The 25,433-nt window shown below is 70.7% G+C and carries 26 protein-coding genes, 1 tRNA gene and 1 pseudogene; 10 read left to right on the forward strand and 18 right to left on the reverse strand.

Features of this window, described 5'->3' with window-relative positions:
- Nucleotides 1–11: 11 nt before the first annotated feature.
- Nucleotides 12–218, reverse strand: a complete 207-nt coding sequence (locus tag ACRVYW_RS12295; RefSeq protein WP_096145902.1) for a hypothetical protein — start codon at nucleotides 216–218, stop codon at nucleotides 12–14.
- Between the two features lie 109 nt (nucleotides 219–327).
- Entirely contained in the window at nucleotides 328–567 is a 240-nt protein-coding gene (locus ACRVYW_RS12300; protein WP_096145901.1) for a helix-turn-helix domain-containing protein, read from the reverse strand.
- A 95-nt stretch (nucleotides 568–662) separates the two neighbouring features.
- Between ACRVYW_RS12300 and ACRVYW_RS12305 the strand changes: the two genes are divergently transcribed.
- Entirely contained in the window at nucleotides 663–1,223 is a 561-nt protein-coding gene (locus tag ACRVYW_RS12305; RefSeq protein ID WP_431805002.1) for a helix-turn-helix domain-containing protein, read from the forward strand.
- Between the two features lie 88 nt (nucleotides 1,224–1,311).
- Nucleotides 1,312–2,541 (forward strand): tyrosine-type recombinase/integrase, encoded by a 1,230-nt coding sequence (locus ACRVYW_RS12310; RefSeq protein ID WP_431805004.1) that lies wholly within the window; start codon nucleotides 1,312–1,314, stop codon nucleotides 2,539–2,541.
- Between the two features lie 79 nt (nucleotides 2,542–2,620).
- Here ACRVYW_RS12310 and ACRVYW_RS12315 read toward each other — a convergent pair.
- From ACRVYW_RS12315 to ACRVYW_RS12330, 4 genes are all read right to left on the reverse strand, one after another.
- Nucleotides 2,621–2,705, reverse strand: a tRNA-Leu gene (locus ACRVYW_RS12315).
- A gap of 104 nt (nucleotides 2,706–2,809) precedes the next feature.
- Entirely contained in the window at nucleotides 2,810–3,919 is a 1,110-nt protein-coding gene (locus ACRVYW_RS12320; RefSeq protein ID WP_431805111.1) for a VIT1/CCC1 transporter family protein, read from the reverse strand.
- Nucleotides 3,920–4,095: 176 nt separating this feature from the next.
- Nucleotides 4,096–4,611 carry a hypothetical protein gene (locus ACRVYW_RS12325; protein WP_431805006.1) on the reverse strand — a complete coding sequence of 172 codons (516 nt, stop codon included), beginning with the start codon at nucleotides 4,609–4,611 and terminating at the stop codon, nucleotides 4,096–4,098.
- Between the two features lie 31 nt (nucleotides 4,612–4,642).
- Nucleotides 4,643–6,484, reverse strand: a complete 1,842-nt coding sequence (locus tag ACRVYW_RS12330) for a DEAD/DEAH box helicase (protein WP_431805008.1) — start codon at nucleotides 6,482–6,484, stop codon at nucleotides 4,643–4,645.
- 119 nt (nucleotides 6,485–6,603) lie between these two features.
- On the opposite strand from ACRVYW_RS12330, the gene ACRVYW_RS12335 reads away from it, so the two are divergent.
- Nucleotides 6,604–7,527, forward strand: a complete 924-nt coding sequence (locus tag ACRVYW_RS12335) for an SGNH/GDSL hydrolase family protein (protein WP_431805010.1) — start codon at nucleotides 6,604–6,606, stop codon at nucleotides 7,525–7,527.
- 126 nt (nucleotides 7,528–7,653) lie between these two features.
- Here ACRVYW_RS12335 and ACRVYW_RS12340 read toward each other — a convergent pair.
- Nucleotides 7,654–8,487, reverse strand: a pseudogene (locus ACRVYW_RS12340) (TrmH family RNA methyltransferase).
- A 98-nt stretch (nucleotides 8,488–8,585) separates the two neighbouring features.
- Here ACRVYW_RS12340 and ACRVYW_RS12345 point away from each other — a divergent pair.
- Nucleotides 8,586–9,437 (forward strand): Sir2 family NAD-dependent protein deacetylase, encoded by an 852-nt coding sequence (locus tag ACRVYW_RS12345; protein WP_431805012.1) that lies wholly within the window; start codon nucleotides 8,586–8,588, stop codon nucleotides 9,435–9,437.
- Nucleotides 9,438–9,563: 126 nt separating this feature from the next.
- A complete protein-coding gene (locus ACRVYW_RS12350) occupies nucleotides 9,564–10,169 on the forward strand; it encodes a histidine phosphatase family protein (RefSeq protein ID WP_431805014.1) in 606 nt (201 codons plus the stop codon).
- A 25-nt stretch (nucleotides 10,170–10,194) separates the two neighbouring features.
- On the opposite strand, the gene ACRVYW_RS12355 is transcribed toward ACRVYW_RS12350, so the two are convergent.
- Both ACRVYW_RS12355 and ACRVYW_RS12360 read right to left on the reverse strand, forming a co-directional pair.
- Entirely contained in the window at nucleotides 10,195–11,028 is an 834-nt protein-coding gene (locus ACRVYW_RS12355) for an HpcH/HpaI aldolase/citrate lyase family protein (protein WP_431805016.1), read from the reverse strand.
- Nucleotides 11,025–12,221: an acyl-CoA dehydrogenase family protein gene (locus ACRVYW_RS12360; protein ID WP_431805018.1), complete on the reverse strand. Its 1,197-nt coding sequence runs from the start codon at nucleotides 12,219–12,221 to the stop codon at nucleotides 11,025–11,027. The genes ACRVYW_RS12355 and ACRVYW_RS12360 overlap by 4 nt, the downstream gene beginning before the upstream one ends.
- Before the next feature lie 138 nt (nucleotides 12,222–12,359).
- Between ACRVYW_RS12360 and ACRVYW_RS12365 the strand changes: the two genes are divergently transcribed.
- Nucleotides 12,360–12,983 (forward strand): TetR/AcrR family transcriptional regulator, encoded by a 624-nt coding sequence (locus ACRVYW_RS12365; RefSeq protein WP_431805020.1) that lies wholly within the window; start codon nucleotides 12,360–12,362, stop codon nucleotides 12,981–12,983.
- A gap of 12 nt (nucleotides 12,984–12,995) precedes the next feature.
- Here ACRVYW_RS12365 and ACRVYW_RS12370 read toward each other — a convergent pair whose 3' ends face one another.
- Genes ACRVYW_RS12370 through ACRVYW_RS12380 form a run of 3 tightly spaced genes read right to left on the reverse strand, consistent with a single transcriptional unit; the run spans nucleotide 12,996 to nucleotide 16,677 of the window.
- Nucleotides 12,996–14,489, reverse strand: a complete 1,494-nt coding sequence (locus ACRVYW_RS12370) for a dihydrolipoamide acetyltransferase family protein (protein WP_431805022.1) — start codon at nucleotides 14,487–14,489, stop codon at nucleotides 12,996–12,998.
- Complete coding sequence (locus ACRVYW_RS12375) at nucleotides 14,486–15,538, reverse strand: alpha-ketoacid dehydrogenase subunit beta (protein WP_431805024.1); 1,053 nt, start codon at nucleotides 15,536–15,538, stop codon at nucleotides 14,486–14,488. The genes ACRVYW_RS12370 and ACRVYW_RS12375 overlap by 4 nt, the downstream gene beginning before the upstream one ends.
- The gene (locus ACRVYW_RS12380; protein ID WP_431805112.1) at nucleotides 15,535–16,677 is read right to left on the reverse strand and encodes a thiamine pyrophosphate-dependent enzyme; all 1,143 of its coding nucleotides are present in this window, start codon (nucleotides 16,675–16,677) and stop codon (nucleotides 15,535–15,537) included. The genes ACRVYW_RS12375 and ACRVYW_RS12380 overlap by 4 nt, the downstream gene beginning before the upstream one ends.
- Nucleotides 16,678–16,842: 165 nt before the next feature.
- Here ACRVYW_RS12380 and ACRVYW_RS12385 point away from each other — a divergent pair, with 165 nt between their 5' ends.
- Entirely contained in the window at nucleotides 16,843–17,331 is a 489-nt protein-coding gene (locus tag ACRVYW_RS12385; RefSeq protein ID WP_431805026.1) for an Lrp/AsnC family transcriptional regulator, read from the forward strand.
- Here ACRVYW_RS12385 and ACRVYW_RS12390 read toward each other — a convergent pair.
- Nucleotides 17,279–18,337, reverse strand: coding sequence for a DMT family transporter (locus ACRVYW_RS12390; protein WP_431805028.1), 1,059 nt, complete (start codon nucleotides 18,335–18,337; stop codon nucleotides 17,279–17,281). The two genes, ACRVYW_RS12385 and ACRVYW_RS12390, sit on opposite strands and share 53 nt — an antisense overlap.
- 55 nt (nucleotides 18,338–18,392) lie before the next feature.
- Here ACRVYW_RS12390 and ACRVYW_RS12395 point away from each other — a divergent pair, with 55 nt between their 5' ends.
- Nucleotides 18,393–18,953 carry a CGNR zinc finger domain-containing protein gene (locus ACRVYW_RS12395; RefSeq protein ID WP_431805030.1) on the forward strand — a complete coding sequence of 187 codons (561 nt, stop codon included), beginning with the start codon at nucleotides 18,393–18,395 and terminating at the stop codon, nucleotides 18,951–18,953.
- Here the strand turns inward: ACRVYW_RS12395 and ACRVYW_RS12400 are convergent.
- Entirely contained in the window at nucleotides 18,913–19,827 is a 915-nt protein-coding gene (locus ACRVYW_RS12400) for an alpha/beta fold hydrolase (protein WP_431805032.1), read from the reverse strand. The genes ACRVYW_RS12395 and ACRVYW_RS12400 overlap by 41 nt on opposite strands.
- Before the next feature lie 180 nt (nucleotides 19,828–20,007).
- Here ACRVYW_RS12400 and ACRVYW_RS12405 point away from each other — a divergent pair, with 180 nt between their 5' ends.
- Nucleotides 20,008–20,778: an exonuclease domain-containing protein gene (locus ACRVYW_RS12405; RefSeq protein WP_431805034.1), complete on the forward strand. Its 771-nt coding sequence runs from the start codon at nucleotides 20,008–20,010 to the stop codon at nucleotides 20,776–20,778.
- 33 nt (nucleotides 20,779–20,811) lie between these two features.
- On the opposite strand, the gene ACRVYW_RS12410 is transcribed toward ACRVYW_RS12405, so the two are convergent.
- From ACRVYW_RS12410 to glgA, 4 genes are all read right to left on the reverse strand, one after another.
- On the reverse strand, nucleotides 20,812–21,567 hold the full coding sequence (locus tag ACRVYW_RS12410) for a hypothetical protein (RefSeq protein ID WP_431805036.1): 756 nt from the start codon (nucleotides 21,565–21,567) through the stop codon (nucleotides 20,812–20,814).
- Between the two features lie 226 nt (nucleotides 21,568–21,793).
- Nucleotides 21,794–22,045, reverse strand: coding sequence for a type B 50S ribosomal protein L31 (locus tag ACRVYW_RS12415; RefSeq protein WP_431805038.1), 252 nt, complete (start codon nucleotides 22,043–22,045; stop codon nucleotides 21,794–21,796).
- Between the two features lie 95 nt (nucleotides 22,046–22,140).
- The gene (locus ACRVYW_RS12420; RefSeq protein WP_431805040.1) at nucleotides 22,141–22,926 is read right to left on the reverse strand and encodes an ABC transporter ATP-binding protein; all 786 of its coding nucleotides are present in this window, start codon (nucleotides 22,924–22,926) and stop codon (nucleotides 22,141–22,143) included.
- Between the two features lie 9 nt (nucleotides 22,927–22,935).
- Complete coding sequence (glgA, locus tag ACRVYW_RS12425) at nucleotides 22,936–24,129, reverse strand: glycogen synthase (RefSeq protein WP_431805042.1); 1,194 nt, start codon at nucleotides 24,127–24,129, stop codon at nucleotides 22,936–22,938.
- A 47-nt stretch (nucleotides 24,130–24,176) separates the two neighbouring features.
- Between glgA and glgC the strand changes: the two genes are divergently transcribed.
- Entirely contained in the window at nucleotides 24,177–25,421 is a 1,245-nt protein-coding gene (gene glgC / locus ACRVYW_RS12430) for a glucose-1-phosphate adenylyltransferase (RefSeq protein WP_431805044.1), read from the forward strand.
- Nucleotides 25,422–25,433 lie beyond the last annotated feature (12 nt).

Below are 25,433 nucleotides of genomic sequence, written 5' to 3' on the forward strand. Positions count from 1 at the left end.
CGCCGAGCGGTTCAGGCGGTGCGAGCGGCCAGGCGTGCGCGGGTACGGGCGGCGATCACTTCGACAGCCTCGTCCACGGTGATCTCGCCGCGCACCTGGCGGGCCAGAAGCTCCAGCCCCTCGGGGGTCATCTGCTCACCGGCGGTCTGCTGCCCGGCCTGCACCTCAGTGAGCACGCGCTGAACGTGCGCCTCGGATACGCGAGTCTTCGTCGCCATAATGGGGTGCCTCCTTGTGGTCGGCTTCGTGAGTTCAGTCTACGCGGCACGTCCGACAAAGCGCCCGACGACCAGCACGGGAGTGCCGAATCGGCACCACCAGCCCTGTTCACCGCGCGGGGGTGCCGGGAACCGTGGAGTGTGCGTCGTCGCCGTCGAAGATGCGCAGGAACTTCTCTCGTGGAATCACGACCCGCCTGCCGAGCTTCACGGACGGGATCGACCCGTTCTCGATGCTCGCCGTGATCGTGCGGGGATCGACCCCGAGCGCCGCCGCAGCCTCCGCCCGTGTAATGACCGCGTTACGGGAGGCCCGTAAGTCGTCCAATGTCACCGATATGTCTCTCATCGCCCTGCCTGCCGTCCCTAATCAAGAGTCCTGAGTTCCCAATAAAGTACAGTATGGTGCTTGACGAGTCAAGAGCGGGCATGTACGTTCCTAGTATGGAAACAGAACGAGTGCGGGGAAACCCCGCCGGGATCACGCACGAGCACGTCGCCCAGAACCTCCGCACCGCACGCCAGGCCATCGGCATGGACGTGCGCACCGCCGCCCGGCTGATGACCGAGGCGGGCCGAAAGCTCTCCCCGTCGGGGATCAGCAAGATCGAGAACGGCGACCGGCGCGTGGACGTGGACGACCTCACCGCCCTCGCCTACATCCTCCGCACCACACCCGCAGCTCTTCTTACCCCGCTTGCTGAGGCGGTCACGCTGACCGGGGTGCCCGAGTCGTTCCTACCCGAAGAGATACAGGCATGGGTCGCAGGCGCCGTGAAGCTCACCACCGAGGACTTGGTGCGCTACTGGAAAGAGCAACGCTTCCAAGCGATCAACTCGGCGCACTGGGCCGAGGAAATACTCGCCAAGTACGACCGCGGCCAGGTTGGTATCACTCCGCGCGAGGTGTACCAGGAACGCTACGACGTGCAGACCGCCCGCGAGGAACACGCCACCGGCAGGCTGTTGCAACTCGACCCGAACGCCTCACTCGCGTTCGAGTAACGAACCACCACGAGAGAAAGGAGCAAGGTCTATGGCACCAGCCAGTCACCCGCCGCCGGACGAGGCGGCACCGAGCAGCGTTGAGGGGGTGAAGCAGAAGCAGCAGCGACGTTCCCGGTCGCGGCATCAGGGATCGCTGGGCGACTACCAGACCCGCAAGGGGCGACGGTGGAAGTTCCAAATCTATGTGCTGATCGACCCGGAGAAGCCCGAGCTGGGCGAGAAGCGGCTCACCCGTGGCGGGTTCACCGACCTCGAAGAAGCACAGGCCGCGCTCACCGAGGCGCTACGAAAGAAAGCGAGGAACGAGAAGTTCCAGGGCAAGACCCCCACGGTCGGTGTGTACGCCGAGCATTGGATGTCGAGCTTGCGGCTGGCCGATTCCACGATCAAGGGGTATCGGAAGATCATCCGTAACCACATCACCCCCGACCTGGGTCGCATCAGGATCGACAAGCTCACCGCCACCCGCATCGGCTCCCACTACCGGGAGTTGGAAAAGAGCGGGCGCAAGGACGAGTACGGCAAAGGCAAACCACTCTCGGCCAACAGCATCCACAAGGTGCACGTCGTCCTCGGCGCGATCCTCGACGCCGCAATCGACGATGGGCTGATCCAAGTCAACCCGGCAAAGAAGAAGCGCACCGTGAACGCCCCGAAGTCGTCACAGGTTCGAGCGCAGAAACCGGAAATCGTGACCTGGACGGGCGAGCAGCTACAGACATTCCTCACTTGGAACGAGAAGGAACTGCAAGACGAACTGTTCCCACTGTGGCGACTGATCGCCTACACCGGGATGCGACGCTCCGAAGCTCTCGCGCTCAGATGGAACGACATCAACACCAAGACCGGGCGCATCAGCATCCGGCGAGCGGTGAACACCGAGGACTGGACGACCACCAAGACCACGAAAACGGGCACCGCCCGCGTGATCGACGTGGACGCCGCGACCCTCAAAGTGCTCGCCTCCTACAAGGTCGCCCGCGCCGAAGTGTCGTTCGATTTGGCGAAAGCCGATGCGTATGTGTTCGGTGACGACGAGGGCAAGCTGCGCTCACCCGACGCCATGACGAGCCGCTGGGATCGCCGCATGAACGGGCTCGCCAAGGCACACCCGACGCTGCCCCGCGTGACGATCAAGGGGCTGCGCCACACGCACGCCACACTCCTGCTGGAGCTTGGCGAGCATCCCAAGGTAGTACAGGAGCGCCTGGGGCACTCCACCATCACAACCACGATGAACATCTACAGCCATGTCACCCCGACGATGCAGAAAGCCGCAGCAGACCGCTTCGCGGCCCATCTCGGTGGGGCTTAGCACATATCTCAGCACATGGCACGAAAATGACCCCCAACCCGGTGATCTAAACCCCAGGTCAGAGGCCATTTTCTGTTCGTGCGCGAGGGGGGACTTGAACCCCCACGCCCTATACGGGCACTAGCACCTCAAGCTAGCGCGTCTACCTATTCCGCCACCCGCGCAGGTGGTGTTTTTCGGTTTCGCAACCGAGGATCGACATTACCACGTCACGGCGGCGATCGACCAATCGGCGCGATCGACAGATCTCCAGCGTCGCCCGACGCGGTCACCCCATCGAGACGCCGAACAGCAGCCCGAGGAGGTAGGTGACCGCGGCGGCGCCGTAGCCGATCGCGAGCTGGCGAAGACCCCGCTTGAGCGGCGACGTGCCCGAGAGCAGTCCGACGGTCGCGCCGGTGAGCATGAGCGCGGCCCCCACGAGCACGAGCGCGACGATGATCGCGGGCGCGCCGCTCATGCCGAAGATCCAGGGCAGGACGGGGATGATCGCGCCCGATGCGAAGAACAGGAAGCTGGATGCCGCCGCGCCCAGCGCACTGCCGACGACGTCATGGTCGCGGTGCGCGGGAGCGGGATGGGCGGCCGCCGACGCCGACGGCGCCTGCCCGGCCTGCGCCGCGCGGGCGCCCTCGAGGACGCGGCGAGCGCGAGCCTGGGCTTCGTCCGAGGGGATGCCGCGGGTGCGGTACACGAGGGCGAGCTCGTTCGCATCGAGGTCGAGGTCGGGGAGGATCTCGTCGCCGTAGCTGTTCGGCTCCGTGGCATCGAGCAGTTCCCGCTGCGAGCGCACCGACACGTACTCGCCCGCTCCCATCGACAGGGCGCCCGCGAGGAGCCCTGCGATGCCGCTGAAGAGCACGAACTGGCTCGCGACGCCCGTTGCGCCGATGCCGAGGACGAGGGCGAGATTCGAGACGAGTCCGTCGTTCGCGCCGAACACGGCGGCCCGGAACGTGCCGGACAGTCGGCGCCGGCCGCGCGCGGCGAGGCCCCGGACGACCTCGCTGTGGATCTTCTCGTCGGCGGCCATGCGCGGCGTCGCGAACGGTTCGGTGTCGTACGGCGAGCGCGTCTCGGCGCTCTGCGCGAGGGCGAGCACGAAGATCGACCCGAATCGGCGCGCGAGGACCCCGAGCATGCGGCTGCGCAGGCTCGGCGCGGGGAGCCGCGCGGGCTCCCCGCCGAGGAGGGCGATCCAGTGGTCGGCGTGCCGGCCCTCGGCATCCGCCAGCGCGAGGAGGATCTCGCGCTCCTCTCCCTCGCGCCGCTCGGCGAGGTCGCGGTACACCTGCGCCTCCGAGCGCTCCTCGGCGAGGTAGCGCGCCCAGCGGCGCCGGTCGGCGGCGATCGGCGTGCGGGGCGGGGCCTCGGTCACGGCGCTCCATTCGTAGTGTCGGGATGTCGGGATGTCGGGATGTCGGGGGCCGGCGTCCTGGTGCAGGAGCGCCGACGCGTCGAGAGCAACCGTATCCAGCGGGTGCGGCCGCGACGCCCGGAACGCCGGGATTGCCAGCATTTCGGGGTTCCGAACCGACGCGACATCCGTGCGACTCAGCCCTCCACAGCGGCGGCGAGGGCACGCGCGAACCCGCGCTCGCCGCGGCGCATGACCTCCCGGTGGGCGAGGACGTAGAGCGGGCGCAGCACGGGGCTCAGCGCGCGCATCCACGGCCGCCGCACGGCCACCTCCCACGTCCAGACGAGGTCGGAGGCCGGCGCCCCGGATGCCGGTGCCGTGGCTGCCGATACCCTGGGTGCCGGTGTTCGCGCGATCTCCAAGCGCCCGCGCCCCGCGAGGTCGCCGTCGCTCGTCGCGGCGATCACGTGCGGCGGCGCCACCTCGGTGAGCGTAAGCCGGACCCGGAGGCGATAGCCGAGCGGGCTTCGCACCTCGAGGGCGAGGTCGTCGCCGACAGCGGGACTTCTGACACCGAGAGGGTCGACGCGGACGGCGGGCCACCAGGGCAGGCGCCCTCGTCGGAGCGCGTCCTCGAGCATCTGCCAGCACCGCTCCGGCGACGCCGCGACCTCCCAGCGGGAGACGAAGCGGAAGACGTCGGCGGGCATGGCGCGAGTGTACGCGCGCCCGCGGACCGCCTCAGGACCGCACGCGCGAGCGCAGCACCTCGATGCGCGCCTGCAGCTGCGCCACCGTGGCGCGGGCGACTTCGGGACCGCCGCAGATGCGGCGGAGCTCCGCGTGCACCGATCCGTGCGGTTCGCCGCTCTGGCGGGCGTAGAGGCCCACGAGGCTGTTGAGAAGCTGTCGCTGCTCGCGGAGCGAGCGGTGCAGGGCAGGCGGCAGCGCGGCATCCACTCCCCCGGCATCCGCCACCTCGGGTGCGGCTCCTTCGTGGGCCTCGCGCGCCTTGCGGTGGCGGGTCTGCCGCGCCTGGCGCTGCATGAGGAGCTCGTGCACGTGCTCGGGTTCGAGAAGTCCCGGGAGCCCCAGGAACTCCTCCTCCTCGGGGGTGCCGGGAACGGCCAGCTGACCGAACTCGCGCCCGTCGTACAGCACCCGGTCGAAGTGGGCGACCGAGCCGAGCGCCTGGTACGAGAACTCCTGTTCGAGATCGTCCGAGGCCTTGTCCTCGCGCTCGGCCTCGGCGAGCAGCGTGTCTTCCAGGCCGTCGTCGTCGCCCGACTCGCGGTCGAGGGCGTGGTCGCGCTCGCGCTCCATCTCGCCCGCGAGGGTGAGGAGGACCGGCACGTTCGGAAGGAAGACGGATGCCGCCTCGCCGCGCCGCCGGGCTCGCACGAAGCGCCCGATCGCCTGCGCGAAGAAGAGCGGCGTCGAGGCGCTCGTCGCATAGACCCCGACCGCGAGACGCGGCACGTCGACGCCCTCGGACACCATACGGACGGCGACCATCCAGCGCGTCGTCGCGTGAGCGAACTCTTCGATCCGGCCCGAGGCGGCCTTGTCGTCGGAGAGGACGACGGTCGGCGCCTCGCCGGTGATCTCGCGGAGGATCGCGGCATACGCGCGCGCCGCCGTCTGATCGGTCGCGATGACGAGTCCCCCGGCATCCGGCACGTCCTGCCGTACCTCGCCGAGACGCCGGTCGGCGCTGCGGAGGACGGCGGGGATCCAGTCGCCCTCGGGATCGAGCGCCGTCCGCCACGCCTGCGCCGTGACGTCCTTCGTGTTGTCCTGCCCGAGGTGCGCCTCGAGCTCGTCGCCCGCCTTAGTGCGCCACCGCATCTTGCCGGCGTAGACAAGGAACAGGACGGGCCGGACGACCCCGTCGGCGAGCGCCCTGCCGTAGCCGTAGTTGTAATCGGTGCGCGAGAGGCGGATGCCCTTGTCGTTCGGGTGGTACTCGACGAACGGGATCGGGGCGGTGTCGCTGCGGAACGGGGTTCCCGACAGCAGCAGGCGCCGCGTCGCCCGTCCGTACGCCTCACGGAGCGCGTCGCCCCAGCTCAGCGCGTCGCCGCCGTGGTGCACCTCGTCGAGGATCACGAGCGTGCGCCGCTCGTCGGTGAGGAAGCGGTGCACCGACGCCTTCACGGCGACCTGCGCGTAGGTGACGGCGACGCCGTGGAACTGCCGGGAGTGCGTACGGTGACGGTTGCTGAAGCGCGGATCGAGCCGGATGCCGACGCGTGCCGCGGCATCGGCCCACTGGGTCTTCAGATGCTCGGTGGGCGCGACGACGACGATCCGCTCGACGACGCCGCGGCGGAGGAGCTCCGACGCGAGGCGCAGCGCGAAGGTCGTCTTTCCGGCTCCCGGGGTCGCGGCGGCGAGGAAGTCGCGCGGGCCCTTCCCGACGCCGTCGGGGCCGTCCGCGCCGAAATACGCCTCGAGCGCCTCGGCCTGCCAGGCCCGGAGGTTCTGGGCGGTACCCCACGGGGCGCGCTGGGGGAAGGACGGCGACAGGTGCTCGGCGGCGAACGACCCGAACTGGGTGTGGTTCTCCTGCTCTGCGTCCACTGCCCCCTCTTCCGTCACGACTGACCACCCTAACCCCGGGCTCCGACGTCGTCGCCCCGCCCCCGGCTGCGACGTCCCGACCACCGGTAGCCTCGAAGGGACACACGTCAGGAGATGCGATGCGCAAGAACGACCCCACCCCCGACGAGCACCGCTCGCCGTACGTGCCGAACGAGTCGGCCCACCCGTGGCGCCGCATGGTCGCGATCGGCGACTCGTTCACCGAGGGCATCGGCGATCCGATTCCCGGTACCGACGGGCACCGCGGCTGGGCCGATCGCGTCGCGGAGGTGCTCGGCTCGCAGGTCGACGACTTCGCCTACGCGAACCTCGCCGTCCGCGGCAAGCTCATCGGACAGATCGTCGCCGACCAGATCGAACCGGCGCTCGCGCTCAATCCGGACCTCGTGACCTTCTCCGCCGGCGGCAACGACGTCATCCGTCCCGGAGGAGACCCCGACGTCGTCGCGGCGCAGTTCGAGGATGCCGTGGCGCGCCTGAGCTCCCAGGGCGCGACGGTCGTCGTGTTCACCGGCATCGACACCAACTTCACGCCCGTGTTCCGAGGCATCCGCGGGCGGGTCGCGATCTACAACGAGAACATCCGCGGCATCGCCGACCGGTACGACGCGATCGTCGCCGACCAGTGGGCGCTGAAGGAGGCGCAGGACATGCGCTTCTTCGACGACGACCGCCTGCACTACAACGCACTCGGCCACCACGAGGTCGCCCGGATGGTGCTGCGGACCCTCAACGTGCCGAACGACCTTCAGCCGATGCAGCCCGACCCGCTCCCGACCCTGACGTGGCGCGCCGCGCGGGCGAACGACCTCGTCTGGGCGCGGACGCACCTCGTCCCGTGGGTGCTGCGGCGCGTGCGGCATCAGTCATCCGGCGACAACATCACCGCGAAGCGCCCCGACGCCCTCCCAATGATTCCTTCCGAGAACAGCGGCGCCGCCGAGACCACGGCATCCGGACTACCCGTGACGACCGAGGCACCCGCGAAGGATCGCCTGGCGGGGCCCGGTCAGCCCGTCTGATCCCCGCCTCACCGCCGCGTCACCCCCGATCGTTGAGCGACGAGCGCAGCGAGGAGTCGAAACGCCCCTGCTCGGCCGGCGCCGCGTGTCAGCGCAGTGCTCCCGCGTCAGCGCAGGGCCCACGCGTCAGCGCAGTGCCCAGAGGGCAACCGCTGCGGCGGACGCCACGTTCAGCGAGTCGACGCCGCCCGCCATCGGGATCGTGACGATCGTGTCGGCTGAGGCGAGCGCGTGCGGCGACAGCCCGTCGCCCTCGGATCCCATCACGAGCGCGACGGGGCCGGGCCGCGCCGCGGCGAACGCGTCGAGCGGCACCGCGCCGTCGGCGAGTGCGAGCGCGGCGATGTGGAGGCCCGCGTCGTGTAGCAGCGCCCGGCTCGCGGCCCAGCCGCCGGTGCCGTCGGGCGTATCCTCCGGCAGCCGCGTCCACGGCACCTGGAACACGGTGCCCATGCTCACGCGGACGCTCCGGCGGTAGAGCGGGTCGGCGCACCGAGGCGTCACGAGCACGGCATCCGCGCCGAGGCCCGCGGCGGCCCGGAAGGCCGCGCCGACGTTCGTGTGGTCGACGATGTCCTCGAGGACCAGCACGAGCCGGGCGCCGGCGACGACCTCGGACACCGGCGGCAGCACGGGCCGATGCATCGCGGCGAGCGCTCCCCGGTGCACGGCATAGCCGGTGAGGGCTTCGGCGACGGCATCCGTCACGACGTACACCGGCGCATCGCCGTCCGCTGATTCCGTCGACACGAGGGGCAGGATGCCGTCGAGTCATTTCTCCTGGACGAGCACCGACCGGGGCTCGTGGCCCGCCGCGAGGGCACGGGCGATGACCTTGGCGGACTCGGCGATGTAGAGGCCCTCGGCGGGTTCGGTGCGCCGGCGCAGGGCGACGTCGGTGAGGTCGCGGTAGTCGGACAGCCGCGGATCGGCGGGGTCGTCGATCGTGGTCACCGGCATCCCTCCATGCTCGCATGTCGCTGCGCGGACGCTGCGTAACATCCCCGAAAAGCGACGGGCGTAGGCTCGAGACAGCCGACCGGTGCGGAGGGGGTGTCATGACGACCGTGCTCGAGTTCGATGCGCAGACCGCCGCCTCCGTGGGGCGGGCGATCGACGCCCTCGCCGGCCGCCGCGTCGCGGTGCTCACCGGCGCCGGCGTCTCGACCGACTCGGGCATCCCCGACTACCGCGGCAAGGGCGCACCCACCCGGACGCCGATGACGGTGCAGCAGTTCTTCACGAGCGAGTCCGCGCGGCGGCGCTACTGGGTCGGCAGCCACCTCGGCTGGCGGGCCTTCGCGGCATCCCGCCCCAACGCCGGCCACGAGGCGCTCGCCCTCCTCGAGCGCGACGGCATCGCGACGGGCGTCATCACGCAGAACGTCGACGGTCTGCACCTGCGGGCAGGAAGCAACCGCGTCGTCGAGCTCCACGGCACGATGCGCCGCGTGCTGTGCACCCACTGCGGGCAGGTGTTCGACCGCCGCGACCTCGCGGAGCGCGTCGAGCACGACAATCCGTGGATCACGGTTCCGGATGCCGTCGAGCTCGGACCCGACGGCGACGTGCTGCCCGCCTCGAGCGAGGGCTTCGTGATCCCCGCGTGCAGCGTGTGCGGCGGGGTGCTGAAGCCCGACGTCGTCTTCTTCGGCGAGTACATCCCGGTCACGAAGTTCCAGGAGGCGGAGCAGCTGCTGGCCGCGAGCGACGCCCTGCTCGTCGCGGGTTCGTCGCTCGTCGTGAACTCCGGCATCCGCCTGCTCGATCGTGCGCGCAAGCGCAAGCTCCCCATCGTCATCGTCAACCGCGGCGAGACGCGCGGCGACGCGCGTGCGACCGTCAAGATCGACGCCGGGACGACCGAGGTGCTGCAGGCGTTCGCAACGGCCCTGCCCGCAGCGCGGTGACTTCCCTGCCCGCAGCGCGGTGACTTCCCTGCCCGCAGCGCGGTGACTTCTCTGCCCGCAGCGCGGTGACCTTCCTGCTCGCAGCGCGGTGATCTTCCTCTCAGGACGCCCGGCTACCCTCGAAGAGTGACGACCCTCCTCCTCGTGCGCCACGGCGAGACCGACTGGAACGCCGCGCGGCGCATCCAGGGCTCGACCGACATCCCCCTCAACGAGACCGGCCGCGCCCAGGCGCGCGAGACCGCCGAGATCCTGCGCGTGCGGTTCGCCGGGCTCGCACCGGTCGTCGTCTCGAGCGACCTGTCGCGCGCGAGCGAGACCGCCGAGATCATCGCCGAGGCGCTCGGCGTCGAGGGGCCGCGCACCTACCCGCAGCTGCGGGAGCGCGCGTACGGCGTCGCCGAGGGGCTCTCGATCGAGGAGTACCTCGCGCAGTACGGGACGTTCGACCGCGAGAACGTGCCCGGGGCCGAGACGACCGGGGAGCTTCGGGATCGCGCCGTCGCCGGCATCCGCCGGGTCGTCCGCGACGCGCGCCGCACCCACGCCCCGCTGGACGTCCCCGTCATCGCGGTCGCGCACGGCGCCTTCATCGGGCAGCTCATCCGGCACGCGAGCGGCGACACGCTCCCCCTTCCCGGCGAGCGGCTGGCGAACGCGTCGACGCACGAGTTCCACCTCGAACGCGACCGCCTGACGGTCCGCGCCTACGCCGCCGTGCCCATCGCCTGACGCGGGGCGCGTCTCCCCGCCCTCGCTACCCGCCCGAGCGGGCGAGGACCGAGCGCGCATGGCGCAGCACCGGCTCGTCGATCATGCGTCCCTCGTACCGGAAGACGCCCCGTTCCCCCTGCGCCGCGTTGAGCACCCCGCGCGCCCACGCGAGAGTGTCGTCGGCGGGACGGTATGCGGCGCGGATCGTCGCGACCTGACCGGGGTGGATGCAGGCGGATGCCGAGAACCCGCTCGCCGCGGCATCCTCCGCCTCCGCCCGCAGACCCCGGTCGTCGGCGATGTCGACGTGGACCGCATCGATCGCGGCGACGCCCGCCGCTCCCGCCGCGAGGAGCACCCGCGACCGCGCGGCGCGCGCGACCTCGCGGTAGCGTCCGTTCGGCTTCCGGCTGGAGGTGCCCCCGAGCGAGGCGACGAGATCCTCTGCGCCCCACATGAGCCCCACGACGTTGGACGCGGCGGCGAGTTTCTCGGCGGCGACGATTCCCCGAGCCGTCTCGCACAGGGCGATGACCTCGAAGCGCGTGTCGATGCGGAGGACCTTCTTGGGCGACTCGGCCTTCGGCAACATGATGAGGCGGTAGTCGGTCTGCGACAGCGTCGCCATGTCGGCATCGAAGTCGGGCGTGCCGAGCGCGTTCACCCGCACGATCACGCGGGACGGGTCGAGCGAGGGCACGTCGAGCGCCGCGTCGATGAGCGCACCGCGGGCGGTCGGCTTGTCGCGGGGCGCGACGGCGTCCTCGAGGTCGAGGATGACGGCATCCGCCCGCTCCGCGGCCTTCGCGTACCGGTCCGGCCGGTCGGCGGGGCAAAAGAGGAGCGCCGGTCCGAGGTCGAACGCGCCGCCGGTCACCGCGCGCCTCCATCCGCGAGCCCGAGCGCCCGGGCGATGAGGAGCAGCTGCACCTCGGTCGTGCCCTCACCGACCTCGAGGATCTTGGAATCGCGGTAGTGCCGCGCCACGGGGTACTCGTTCATGAAGCCGTTCCCTCCGAAGATCTGCGTCGCGTCGCGCGCGTTGTCCATCGCGGCGTCGGATGCCGTGAGCTTCGCGAGCGCCGCCTCGGTGCCGAACGGGCGACCGGCGTCGCGCAGGCGCGCCGCGTGCAGCCAGGCCAGTCTCGCAGTGTGGACGCGCAGCTGCATGCGCGCGAGCATGAACTGGATCGCCTGCCGCGAGCCGAGCCGCTCGCCGAACACCTGGCGCGTCTGCGCGTAGTCGACGGCGGCCTCCAGGCATCCTTCCGCCGCGCCGGTGGAGAGCGCCGCGATCGCGATGCGACCTTCGTCGAGGATGCCGAGGAAGTTCGCGAACCCGCGGCCGCGCTCGCCGAGGAGGTTCGCCTCGGGCACGCGCGCGCCGGTGAAGGTGAGGGGGTGCGTGTCGGACGCGTGCCAGCCGACCTTGTCGTAGGCGGGTCCGACCTCGAACCCCGTGGTGCCGTTCGGGACGATGATCGTGGAGATCTCGGGGCGCTCGGCGCCGTCCATGCCGGTGCGCGATCCGGTGACGGCGGTCACCGTCACGAAGCGGGTGATCGACGTGCCCGAGTTCGTGATGAACTGCTTCGCGCCATCGACGACCCATTCCCCGTCGTCGAGGCGGGCGGTGGTGCGAGTGGCTCCGGCATCCGACCCCGCCTCGGGCTCGGTGAGACCGAAGCCGGCGAGGGCGCGCCCGGCGAGGAGGTCGGGGAGGAGTTCGCCCTTCTGGGCCTCGGTGCCGAAGCGGAAGACCGGCATGGCGCCGAGGCTGACGCCGGCCTCGAGGGTGATCGCGATCGACTGATCGACGCGCCCGAGCGCTTCGATCGCGAGGCCGAGCGCGACGTAGTCGCCGCCCTGGCCCCCGATTTCCTCGGGGAACGGCAGGCCGAACAGGCCCAGCTCCCCCATCGCGTGGACCAGCGGGATCGACAGCGTCTTGGTGCGGTCCGCCTCGTACGCCTGCGGTGCGACCTGCTCGTCGGCGAACGCGCGCACGAGGTTCGCGAGCTCGAGATGGTCGTCGTCGAGCTCGTACGTCGACAGGTCGATCACGCTCATCACATCTCCTTCGATGTGTCCTTCGATGTGCCGCAGTCACGATCCGATCACAGGTGCGATCGCCAGGATCTCGCACGCCGCGACGTCGGGTTAGTGTTCCGTCACCGGATGCTCCCAGGTTAGCGAGGATTAACTGGAATGACAACGAACGGTCGCGACGAGTCCTCCCGCTCGTTCGGCACCGAGCGCGAACGCGCCAAGGCCGAACGCCACGACGCGCTGCTGCGCGAAGCGGCCCGGCTGTTCGCGGCGGATGGCTTCGACGGCGTGAGCCTCGAGGACATCGGGGCGTCCGTCGGCATCACGGGACCGGCGGTCTACCGGCACTTCGCAAGCAAGCGGACCCTGCTCGGCGAGATCCTGAGCGCCGCGAGCGAGGACCTCCTCGACGGAGGGCGCCGCGTCGTCGCGACCGAGGACGATCCGGCGCAGCAGCTGCGCGAGCTCATCGACTTCCACGTCGAGTTCGCCCTCTCCGACGCCGATGTCATCCGCGTGCACGATCGTGAGCTCCGCCACCTCTCCGAGGACGACCGGCACCGCGTGCGGCGCCTCCAGCGCGAGTACGTCGACCTGTGGACCGCGACCCTCGCGCGCCTGCACCCCGACCGATCGGCCACCGACCTGCGAGTGCGCGCGCACGCCGGTTTCGGCCTCATCAACTCCACGCCCCACTCGGTGCGCGACGCGGGAGACGAGACGGATGCCCACGTGCACGACATCCTCGCCGACATGGCCTTCGCAGCGCTCGCCGCGCACTGACCGGCGCCCCCGTCACACGAGCAGAAGAGCGCGTCCGGGGTCGCGCAGGATGTCGCCGACCGCCGCGAGGAAGCGCGCGCCCTGCTCCCCGTCGACGAGCCGGTGGTCGAACGACAGGCCGAGGGTCATCACGTCGCGCAGGGCGATCTCGCCGGCGTGCTCCCACGGGCGCCGGCGGACGGCTCCGACGCCGAGGATTCCGGCCTCGGGCGGATTGAGGATCGGCGTGCCCGCATCGATCCCGAACGTGCCGAAGTTGGTGATCGAGAACGTCCCGCCCGTGAGCGCGGCCGGCGTCGCGCGCCCCGCCCGTGCCGTGTCGGTGAGGTCGCGGATCGCGTCGGCGAGCGCGGCGAGTCCGAGCCGGTCGGCGTCGTCGATGTGCGGCACGACGAGTCCGCGGTCGGTCGCCGCTGCGATGCCGAGGTTCACGTAGTGGTGCTGGACGATCTCCCCGGCCTCCTCGTCCCACCGCGAGTTGAGCGACGGCTCGGCGTGAAGCGCGAGGCACACCGCCTTCGCGACGACCGCGAGGATGCCGATGCGGTGCTCCGCGAGGCGCGGGTCGCTCCGCAGTCGCGCGACGAGCGCCGTCGTCTCGGTGACGTCGACCTCGAGGAAGCACGTGACGTGCGGGGCGGTGAAGGCGCTTCGCACCATCGCGGCGGCGGTCGCTTTGCGCACCCCCCGGATGGGCATCCGCGTCTCGCGAGGCCCCGCGTGGGGGCGTGAGACCGGCGGCAGGGTAGACGCACCGGCTGACGCGTCCGCGGGCGCCCCTGCGGATGCCGCGGTCAGCCGCTCGGCGAACCGATCGACGTCCTCGCGGCGGATGATCCCGGTCGCGCCCGATGCGTCGACGAGGGCGAGGTCGATCCCGCGCTGCTTCGCATACAGGCGGACGGGCGGGGTCGAACGCGGGCGCTCGCGGCGCGCGTCACCGGCATCCTCACCGCCGTCGGCAGCGCCGCCCTCGGCCAGCACGTCGTGCGGCGCCGCTTCGCGCACCGCCGCATCGGCCGCGACGAGGGGCCGTCTGCCCGCGATGCGTGCGCGTCGCTGCGGCCGCCCCGTGCCGCGGGGCGCCGCGCCATAGCCGACGAGGTTCGGGAGCGCGACGTCGGCATCCTCCTCGGTCGAGGCCGGTGCCGCTCCCTCGGCATCGTCCTCCTCGCTCGCGGCCGACCCGACCCCCTCGACCCCCTCGGCCGACCCGACCCCACCGGGCGCGTCGACGTCGTCGGCCGGCCCGGCATCGCCGTCACCCGAGGGCACGTCGATGTCGATGAGCGAACCGCCCACGTCGACGACGTCGCCGGCATCGGCGTGGAGTCGGCGGACCACCCCGGCGAACGGGGAGGGCAGTTCGACGATGGCCTTCGCGGTCTCGACCTCGGCGATCGGCTGGTTGAGCGTGACCGGGTCGCCCTCGGCGACCAGCCACTGGACGATCTCGGCGTCGGGAAGTCCCTCGCCGAGGTCGGGCAAGCGGAACTCGGCGATCACAGGGCCACCTCCGACAGGCTGTTCGGACGGTCGAGGACGCGGTCGACGGCGTCGAGGATCCGGTCGAGGTCGGGCACGTGGTGACGCTCGAGCTTCGCGGGCGGATAGGGGATGTCGTGGCCCGTGACGCGCACGGGCGGCGCCTCCAGGTGGTGGAAGCACTGCTCGGTGATGCTCGCGATCACCTCCGCGCCCACACCCGCCTCACCTCCGGCCTCGTGCGTGACGACGACGCGGCCGGTCTTGCGGACGGATGCCGACACGGTGCGGTAGTCGACCGGCGAGAGCGACCGGAGGTCGATCACCTCGATCGAGATGCCGTCGTCCTCGGCGGCGGTCGCGGCGTCGAGAGCGGTGACGACCTGTGCGCCGTAGGTGACGAGGGTCACGTCGGTGCCCTCGCGGACGACGCGGGCGAGCCCCATCGGGGGCGCGTCGGCGAGGTCCGCGCCGAGGTCGATCTCGCCTTCCGCACCCGTGAAGCGGTGGTGGTAGAGCCGCTTCGGCTCGAAGAAGACGACCGGGTCGTCGCTCGCGATCGCCTGCTGCAGCACCGTGTAGGCATCCCGCGGGTTCGACACGGCGACCACGCGGAGCCCGGCCGTGTGGACGAAGTACGCCTCGGGCGATTCGGAGTGGTGCTCGGCGGCGCCGACGCCGCCCGCCCACGGGATCCGGATCGTGATCGGCATTCTCACCTGTCCGCGCGTGCGGTAGTGGAGCTTCGCGACCTGGCAGACGATCTGGTCGAACGCCGGGTAGACGAACCCGTCGAACTGGATCTCGACGACGGGACGGAAGCCGCGGTACGCGAGCCCGACGGCGGTGCCGACGATGCCCGATTCGGCCAGCGGCGTGTCGATGACGCGCCCTGCGCCGAACTCGTCGAGGAGCCCGTCGGTGATGCGGAAGACGCCGCCGAGGCGCCCGACATCCTCCCCCATGACGACGACGCGGTCATCGCGCGCCATCGCGGAGCGGAGCCCGGCGGTCAGCGCTTTGCCCATCGACAGGCGCGTCGTCCCGGTCGTCCCGGTCGTGGCGGTCATCGTGCGACCCCCTCGCCGGCGGCGGCATTGTCGTCTGCGAAACCGTGGAGGTACGCGGCGAACCTCTCGCGTTGCCGGTCGATGCCGCTGTGCTGCCCGGCGTAGACGTCGTCGAACACCTCGATCGGCGGGCGGCTCTGCGCCGTGATGGCCGCCGCGCGCATCGCCGCCGCGAGTCGGTCGCCGTCGGCGGCCACCTCCGCGGCGAAGGCATCGTCGAACTGCCCCGCCCGGCGGAGATACGCCTCGAGACGCGTCAGCGGGTCGCGGGCGCGCCACGCCTCGACCTCCGCCGCGTCGCGGTAGCGGGAGGGATCGTCGGATGTCGTGTGCGGACCCATCCGGTAGGTCACGGCCTCGATGAACGCCGGTCCCTCGCCCGACCGGGCACGAGCGAGCGCCCAGCGCATCGCCGCGGTGCACGCGAGCGCGTCGTTGCCGTCGACGCGGAGACTCGGGATGCCGAAGCCCGGCGCCCGGCCCGCGATGGGGAACCGCGACTGCACCGTCACCGGCTCGGAGATCGCCCACTGGTTGTTGGAGCAGACGAAGACGACCGGCGCCGAGAACGACGACGCGAACACCATCGCCTCGTTCACGTCGCCCTGACTCGTCGCCCCGTCGCCGAAGTACGCGACCGAGACCTCGTCGCCGCCGTCGCGCTGGATGCCCATGGCATACCCGACCGCGTGAAGAGTCTGGGCGCCGATGATGATCTGGGGTGAGGCGACCCGCAGTGCGTGCGGATCGAAGGTCGCGTGCACTTCGCCGCGCCAGCCGAGGACGAGGTCGGCGGCGTTCGCGCCGCGCACGATCAGGATGCCGAGCTCCCGGTAGCTCGGGAAGAGGAAGTCGCCCAGGCTGCAGGCGCGGGCGCTCGCGACCTGGATCGCCTCCTGGCCCTGCGCGGGCGCCCAGAGCCCCAGGTGCCCCTGACGCTGGAGAGCGACGCCCTCGGCATCCGCCCGCCGCGTCAGCGCCATGTCGCGGTAGACCGGTCGGAGGGCGGCCGCGTCGAGGCCGTCGGCCCAGGCATCCAGCCTGTCGTCCGACACGCGCTCGCCGGCCGGCGTGAGCAGCTGCGCGGGCATCTCGGTGCCCGTCTCGTGGGGGGTGGTCAGGGTGTGCATCGTCGTCATCCCTTCGGGGGGCCGCGGCGTCTTGTGGACACCGCCGCGTCCGGTCACCGGCCTCGTCGCCGGTCCCCCGAGGCTACGGCGGGATCGCACGTCGCTCAAGCATTCGGCTCGGCGTTGAGCATGTTGCGCAACATGGCGCCCCACTGCCTGCTAACATCTCGCACTATGGGACCTCTGGACCGTGTCGACCTCGAACTGCTCAGCGCCTTGGCCGACGATCACCGCGCGACCGTCGTCGCTCTCGCCGACCGGCTCGGACTTTCGCGCAACACGGTGCAGGCGCGCATGCTTCGTCTCGAGCGGGCCGGCGTCTTCCAGTCGTTCGAGCGCGCCATGTCGCCGGCGGCGCTCGGGCTTCCGATCGAGGCGATGGTGAGCGTCGTCGTCCGGCAGGCAGACATCCCGCGCATCACGGCGGCGATCGCGGAGATCCCCGAGGTCATCCAGGCGCACGGGCTGAGCGGTCAGATCGACCTGCTCGTGCGCGTCGCCGCCCGTGACACGCAGCACCTCTTCGACGTCGACGCGCGCATCCTCTCGATCGAGGGCGTCGAGCGCACCGAGACCTCCCTCGTCATGGGCGAGGTGATCGGGTACCGCGTCAAGCAGATTCTCGAGGGAGCTCACCGGGAATCGGCTCGATCGGAAGAGTGACCGCCGCCGCGGCGAGGTCGTCCCGTGCTTCCGTCGCATCGAGTCGCACCAGCATGACACCGGCAAGGAGCACCGCACCTCCGACGAACTGGACCGGCCCCGGCGTCTCGGCGAGCAGCAGCCACGCGAACCCGAGGGCGAAGAGCACTTCGCTCAGCCCGACGAACGACGCGAGCCGCGAGCCGATGCGCGGCACCGCCATGACCCCGAGCGCGTAGCCGAGGGTCGTCCCGACCGCGCCGACCCACAGAAGCGCGAGGATGCCGGGCACCTCCACGCCGCGGAACGCGACGGTCACGACCGGTGCCGAGAACGGGATCACGCCCGCCGCGGCGACGAGACCCATGAACGCCGCGCCGACGAGGAGGCCCCCGGCCGCGAGCGCGAGGGGAGGGAGGTCGTCGCCGGTGCGCTCGCTCATCACGAAGTAGACGCACACCGTGACGGCGGCGCCGAGCGCGAGGAGCGTGCCGAGCAGGTCGAACCGCGCGCCGGAGACGTCGACGACGAGCACGAGTCCGACGATCGCGACGACGGATCCGACGATGACGAGGCGCGAGGGTGCGCGGCGCGTGCGCAGCCACACGAAGCCGACGAGGAGCACGGGGGCGAGGTACTGGATGAGGAGGGCGACGGCAACCGGCATCCGCTGCATGGCCGAGAAGAAGAGCAGCTGGCACCCCGCGACGGGGATGAGGCCGAATGCGAGCAGCGCCCGCCAATGGCGGCGGAGGAACGCGCGCTCGCGGCGGACGGCGCGCACGAGCGCAGGAGAGAGGATGAGGCCCGCGAGTCCCATGCGGACAATGAGGGCGGCCGAGAGGGACCAGCCCGCCTCGAGGAGGGGCTTCACCAGCGGACCGCTCGACGAGAAGGCGAGTGCCGAGACGACGGCCGTCACGAGGCCGGATGCTGCCGCGGATGGAGCGGGTCGCGCGATCGCCGGCATCGGTGCGGATGCGATGATCGGAAGAGAAGCGGTGTTCGTCACCGGCGGTCCTGTCATGAGTGAACGATGCCTACACTGGTGACAGTAGCGCCGCCCCACGTCAGGAGTCAACATGGTCTTCATCCATGACACCGAGATGTCGCTGCGCGCTGCGGCCGCTCTCGTCAACACCCTCCCCGAGACCGACACGGAGGGCGTCGACCGCCTCGTCACGCAGGAGGATTTCGACGCCTATCTCGACGAGTACGCCTACACCGGCACGTTCCATCGCGACGACGACGAGCTCGCCGCCGTCCGCGCCAACCGCCCGCGGCTGCGGGAGCTGTGGGACGTCGACCGCGACGGGGCGGTGCCGCTCGTGAACGCGATGCTCCGTGACGGCCACGCCCTCCCCCAGCTCGTGATCCACGACGAGTTCGACTGGCACATCCACGCCACCGAGCCCGACGCGCCGCTGTCGGTGCGCATGCTCGTCGAATCGGCGATGGCGTTCGTCGACGTCATCCGCTCCGACCAGTGGGACCGCGTGCGTATCTGCGAGGCCGACGACTGCGAGTCGGTGTACGTCGACTTCTCGAAGAACGGATCGAAGCGCTATTGCGATACCGGCAACTGCGGCAACCGCATGAACGTCATCGCGTATCGGCGCCGGAAGGCCGAAGAAAGCGCCTGATCTCGGATGCCGCGCGCGCGGGCGTCTCGTAATGGATGAGGTGACCCACCGCCGGGATCTCGACGAGCTCCGCTTCGGGGAAGAGCGTCTGTAGGTGCCGCTCGGCCTCGATCGGGGTGATGTCGTCCTTCTCCGCCGCGATCAGGAGCGTCGGCTGCGCGATGTCGGGGGCGAAGCGGCGGACGTCGTTCGACACCGACGTGACGAAGCCCTCGTGCAGCACGTCGCGGTCGCCGAACAGGGAGAAGTAGCGATCGTGCTGGTCGTGGATGAACGCCCGGAGCGCCTTGTCGCGCGTCTTCGCCATCGACGCGCTCATCACCCGCACGATGAGGGGGTTGCGCAGCAGCGCGTCGCCGAGGGGCTTCGGCAGGCGCGCGCCCGCCCAGTAGTAGAAGACGGCGAGGCGGGTCAGGATGCCGCGGGGCCCTTCGAGCGCCGGCGCTCCGATCGGGTTCACGAGGATCACCTGCGGCGTCTGGAGGCCGCCCGCAACGGCGGCCGACACGACGATCGAGCCGAACGAATGCCCGAGCACCGGAGCGCCGGGCGCGACGGCCGCGGCGAAGTCCGAGAGCCACGCCGCGTAGGCGTCGAGGGTGTGCTCCGCGTAGGCGCCACCCGCGGCGCGGAGCGGCGGGGTCTCGCCGAAGCCGGGAAGATCGGGCGAGATGACGCGGATGCCGTCGAGGTGCGCGACGACGGGCTCGAGCCCGTGGTGGTCGCCCCGGTAGCCGTGGACCATGAGCAGCGTCTCGGGCGCCTCGGCGTCTCCGTAGACCCAGTACGCCGTCGGGCCGCCCGGAAGATCCGCCGTCCGCCGTTCGACCGGGATCTCGGCGAGACGGGCGGCGTACGGAGAGGGCGCGGTCACCGTTCGAGTCTACGAGCGTCGGTCGCCCGCGCCGGCGGGGCCGACACAACTCAGGCAGAACGACGCGTCTCGAGCCCGGGAGGCGCGCGGTGCGCGGTTCTGCCTGAGTTGTGTACGCGCTCTCCGCCACATGCGCGTGGCGGGGCGGCGATGTCGGACGGTGCGCATACCGTCGGTGGCATGGACCACTGGCAGCCGCTCCCGCTGTGGGAGGACGAACCCCTCGCCCCCTCCGCGGCGGAGCCGAGCACGTCGTCAGCCGCTCCCCCGTCGTGGGCGGATGCCGTCGGCGTCTTCGACCTCGAGACGACCGGCGTCGACGTCACGACCGATCGCGTCGTCACGGCGCACGTGGGACTTCTCGGACCCGACGGCTCGGCGCGCATGTCGCGGTCGTGGCTCGCCGACCCGGGCGTCGAGATCCCCGCGGGCGCGACCGCGGTCCACGGCATCACGACGGAGCACGCTCGCACCCACGGGCGGCCTGCTGCGGAGGTCATCGCCGAGGTCGTGGCGGAGCTGAGGGCCCTGTTCGCCGCAGGCATCCCGGTCGTCGCCTACAATGCCCCGTACGATTTCTCGCTGCTCAAGTACGAGGCGCTCCGCCATGGCGTCGCACCCATCGACGATCCGTCGCCGGTCATCGATCCGCTCGTGCTCGACAAGGCCCACGACCGCTACCGCAAGGGCAAGCGGACCCTCGAGGTCGTGGCGGCCCACTACGCCGTGCCGCTCGTGGGCGCCCACGACGCCGCCGCGGACGCGATCGCCGCGGGGCGGGTGGCTCAGGCACTCGCACGCCGCTTCGAGCTCACCGGTCCCGTCGGCGAGCTCCACACGCAGCAGATCGGCTGGGCCCGGGCACAGGCCGAGAGCCTTACCGAGTACTTCATCCGCGTCGGCAGGATCGACCCCGAAGAGAAGCTCGACGGCAGCTGGCCGATCCGCTGAAGCCGTCGGCTCCGGCGGATCGCCGCGGAGTGGTCAGCGAGCCGTGACCTCGCGCGTGACGACGACGGAGCCCGAGTAGGGACGCGCGTGGACGGTCACCGTGATCTCGCTCTCGGTTCCCGCCCCACCGCCGTCATCGACGTGCATCTGCGTGAACCCCCACATCAGCTGGAGTCCCTCGGACTTCGCGACCGCCGTGTCGTCGCATGCGAGGGATGCCGTACCGAAGCCGTCGCTCGAGATGCAAGTCACCTCTCCGCCCTGCTGGGTGCCCCACCACACGGTCATGCCCTCGACCGCGGCGAGGAGAGAGACCCCGCCGGCGTCCCACGTGTTCTGCTTCTCAACGCGCGCTCGCGCCTCCGCCACCGTCTGAGCGGTCACCGAGTCGTCGACGAACGGCGCAGTGCTGCGCGGACCCGCTGAGGCGACCCCCGCGGCGTAGGCGCCGATCGCCGCGATCACGACGACGACCACGCCGGCGGCGATCCACACGAGCCGCCGACCCCACCTCGCCGAGGCGCGACGGGGCTCGGCGTCGGCCTCCGCTCCGTCGTCGCCCCGGGTGGACGAGGGGATGCCGTCTGCGACCGGCTCCTCCGACGCCTCGGACTCGGAGTGCGGGGAGCCCGCGCCCAGCGGAGAGGCCCTGCGCTCACGCTGCTCCAGTTCGCTGAGGCGCGCAGCCTCGGCATCCGTCAAGGCGCCGTCTGGCGAGCGCCCGTACGCACGGGCGCGCAGCGCGGCGAGCTCGTCGTCGGCGATCGCTCGGTCGGCGGGTGACGTCACGCGTTCAGCATGCCACGCGCATACGACCGCACAGCGCCGAGCGCCTCACGCCGCGTCGCGTCGACTCGCGCGTGCCGACACCCGCGTGCCGGGATTTGTCGGTATGCCGGCGTCATGGCGACAGAACTCGGCACCTGCATGCATCTCGCCCCTCCGCCTCACCGGGAAACGCTCACCCGGAAACGACAAAAGCCCCGCCGAAGCGGGGCTTTCGGGGACGCGAAGATTACTTCGAGCCGAAGTTCTTGAAGCGCTGGTTGAACTTCTCGACGCGACCGGCCGAGTCCATGATGCGCTGCTTGCCCGTGTAGAACGGGTGCGACGAGGACGAGATCTCGACGTCGATGACCGGGTAGGTCACGCCGTCCAGCTCGATCGTCTTGTCGCTCGTGACCGTCGAACGGGTGAGGAAGGTGTCGCCGGAACCGAGGTCGCGGAACACGACAGCCTGGTACTCGGGGTGGATGTCAGTCTTCATGGGATTCCTTACGTGGTGCCCTGGATTTTGCCAGGGCGAGGGAAGTCTGCGGTGCGTGGGACTCGGGTGGCCGAGTGCACCAAAGAGCGATTCTATCAGGCCGTGGCGCGCGCGGCGAACCGGCCGTCGTCGGCGGTGAGCGCGATCGGCATTCCGAACGTCTCCGACAGGTTCTCTGCGGTGAGCGTCTCCTCGAGCGGCCCCGCCGCGACGACGGCGCCCTCGCGCAGCAGCAGGACGTGCGTGAACCCGACGGGGATCTCCTCGACGTGGTGCGTCACCATCACCATCGCCGGCGTCGTCGGCGCCTGTGCGTATCCGCTGAGCAGCCCGAGCAGCTCCTCACGCGCGCCGAGGTCCAGGCTCGCGCTCGGCTCGTCGAGCAGCAGCAGCTCGGGGTCGGTCATGACGGCGCGCGCGATCTGCACGCGCTTCTGCTCCCCGTCCGACAGCGTGCCGAAGGCCCGGTCGGCGAGGTGGTCGAGCTTCCACTCGGCGAGCACGCGCCGCGCGCGACGCTCGTCGATCTGCTCGTACTCCTCGTTCCAGCGGCCGAGGACGGAGAACGCCGCGGTCAGCACGACATCGAGCACGGTCTCCTCGGGCGGCACGCGCCGGGCCATCGCCGACGAGGCGAACCCGATGCGAGGACGCAGCTCGAAGACATCCGTCCGCCCCAGCTCCTCACCGAGCACGGTCACGGTCCCCGACGTCGGGTGCAGGAGCGTCGCCGCAAGCTGCAGGATCGTGGTCTTGCCGGCACCGTTGGGGCCGAGGATCACCCAGCGCTGATCGTCGCCGACGCTCCAGTCCACGTGATCGACGATGTTGCGAGCGTTGCGACGGACGACGACGTCGGTGAAATCGAGGGCCTGGGACATGCACTCAGCCTATCGAGTGGATCGCGACACCTCGCGGTAGAGCGCCTCCGTGGCGTCGGCGACCGCCTGCCAGCTGAACTCCGTCGCGGCCCGCTCGCGCCCGGCCTCGCCGTACGTCTGCGCGCGCTCGGGGTCGGTGACGACCTCGGTGAGGGTCGCCGCGAGATCGGCGACGAAGCGGTCGGGGTCGGTGGGTGTGCCGGTGCCGTCCTGCACCTGGTCGATCGGCACGAGCCGGCCGGTCACCCCGTCGACGACGACCTCGGGGATGCCTCCGGTCGCCGTCCCGACGACCGCCGCACCGCACGCCATCGCCTCGAGGTTCACGATGCCGAGAGGCTCGTAGATGCTCGGGCAGACGAACGTCGTCGCGGCGGTGAGGATCGCGCACAGCTGGTCGCGTTGCAGGAATTCGTCGATCCAGACGACGCCCGACCGCTGCGCCTGGAGGTCGCGGACGAGTCCCTCGACCTCCGCCATGATCTGGGGCGTGTCGGGGGCCCCGGCGCAGAGGACGACCTGGACGTCCTGGGGCAGGAGAGCCGCAGCGCGGAGGAAATACGGCAGGCCCTTCTGGCGCGTGATGCGCCCGACGAAAACGACCGACGGCCGCTCGGGGTCGATGCCGTAACGCTCCAGAAGCTCCGGGTCGCTCTGCGGGTGCCAGGCATCCACATCGATGCCGTTGTAGATGACCCGGACCTTCTCGGGGTCGAGGCCGGGGTAGCTGCGGAGGATGTCGCGACGCATGCCGTTGCTCACCGCGACGACGGCCGCGGCACCCTCATACGCCGTCTTCTCGATGTAGCTCGACACCGCGTACCCGCCGCCCAGCTGCTCGGCCTTCCACGGGCGGAGCGGCTCGAGGGAGTGCGCGGTGACGATGTGCGGGATGCCGTGGAGGAGCGACGCCAGGTGGCCGGCGAAGTTCGCATACCAGGTGTGCGAGTGGACGACGTCGGCCCCGGCGACGTCCCCGACGATCTCCAAGTCAACACCGAGCGTCTGAACGGCGGGGTTCGCCGTGTCGAGCTCCACCGGCACGGGATACGCGGTCGTGTCGACCTCATCGCGAGGCGCGCCGAAGGCGCGCACCTGCACCTCGATGCTCCGCCGCAACGCCCGGACGAGCTCGGTCACGTGGACGCCTGCGCCTCCGTAGATCTCCGGTGGATATTCCTTCGTGACGATGTCGACGCGCATGCCTCGAACGGTAGTACAAGCGCAGACGGGGGGCATAGTGTGGGCACATGCCTGCAGCGCCGAAGGTCTTCGGAATCATCCTCGCCGGCGGCGAGGGCAAGCGCCTCATGCCTCTGACGGAGGACAGGGCGAAACCGGCCGTGCCCTTCGGGGGGCAGTACCGGCTGATCGACTTCGCCATCTCCAACCTGATCAACTCGGGGCTGCGCCAGATCGTCGTGCTGACGCAGTACAAGTCGCACAGCCTCGACCGGCACATCTCGCAGACCTGGCGGATGTCCGCCCTCCTCGACTCCTACGTCGCGTCCGTGCCCGCGCAGCAGCGCCTCGGCAAGCGGTGGTTCTCGGGCTCCGCCGACGCGATCCTGCAGTCGCTCAACCTCATTCAGGACGAGAATCCCGACATCGTCGTCGTCATCGGCGCCGACCACGTCTACCGCATGGACTTCCGTCAGATGCTCGCGGCGCACATCGAATCCGGCGCGAAGGCGAGTGTCGCCGGCATCCGACAGCCGATCTCGCAGGCGAACCAGTTCGGCGTCATCGACGTCGACCCCGCCGACGGAATCACGATCCGCGACTTCCTCGAGAAGCCGCAGGATCCGGAAGGTCTCCCCGACAGCCCGGGAGAGGTGCTCGCCTCGATGGGCAACTACATCTTCGACGCCGACGCGCTGATCGAGGCGGTCGAGGCCGACGGCGAGCTCCCGACCTCCGACCACGACATGGGTGGCGACATCATCCCCTACTTCGTCGGACGCGGGGATGCCGTCGTGTACGACTTCAAGCGCAACGACGTGCCGGGGTCGACCGATCGCGACCGCGACTACTGGCGCGACGTGGGAACGCTGGACTCGTTCTTCGACGCCCACATGGATCTCATCTCGACGCTGCCGATCTTCAACCTCTACAACGTCGACTGGCCGATCCACTCGCAGGCGATCAACTCGCCGCCGGCGAAGTTCGTCCGCGACAGCGTCGGGCGCATGGGGAACGCGATCGATTCGATCGTCTCCCTCGGCTCGGTGCTGTCGGGCACGCACCTCGAGCGCTCCGTCGTGGGCCCCTGGACCCTCTCGGCGGGCGGATCGACCATCACCGACTCGGTGCTGTTCGACCACGTCGACGTCGGCGCCGGCGCGCGCGTCCACCGCGCGATCCTCGACAAGAACGTCGTGCTCGAAGCGGGCGCGACGGTCGGCGTCGACCGCGCCCTCGACGTCGCGCGCGGCTTCACAGTCACCGACAGCGGCATCACGGTCGTCGGGAAGAACACGCGCGTCGCGCGGTGAACACGCACGGAT

The sequence above is a fragment of the Microbacterium sp. bgisy203 genome, from assembly GCF_965345155.1.
GTDB lineage: Bacteria > Actinomycetota > Actinomycetes > Actinomycetales > Microbacteriaceae > Microbacterium.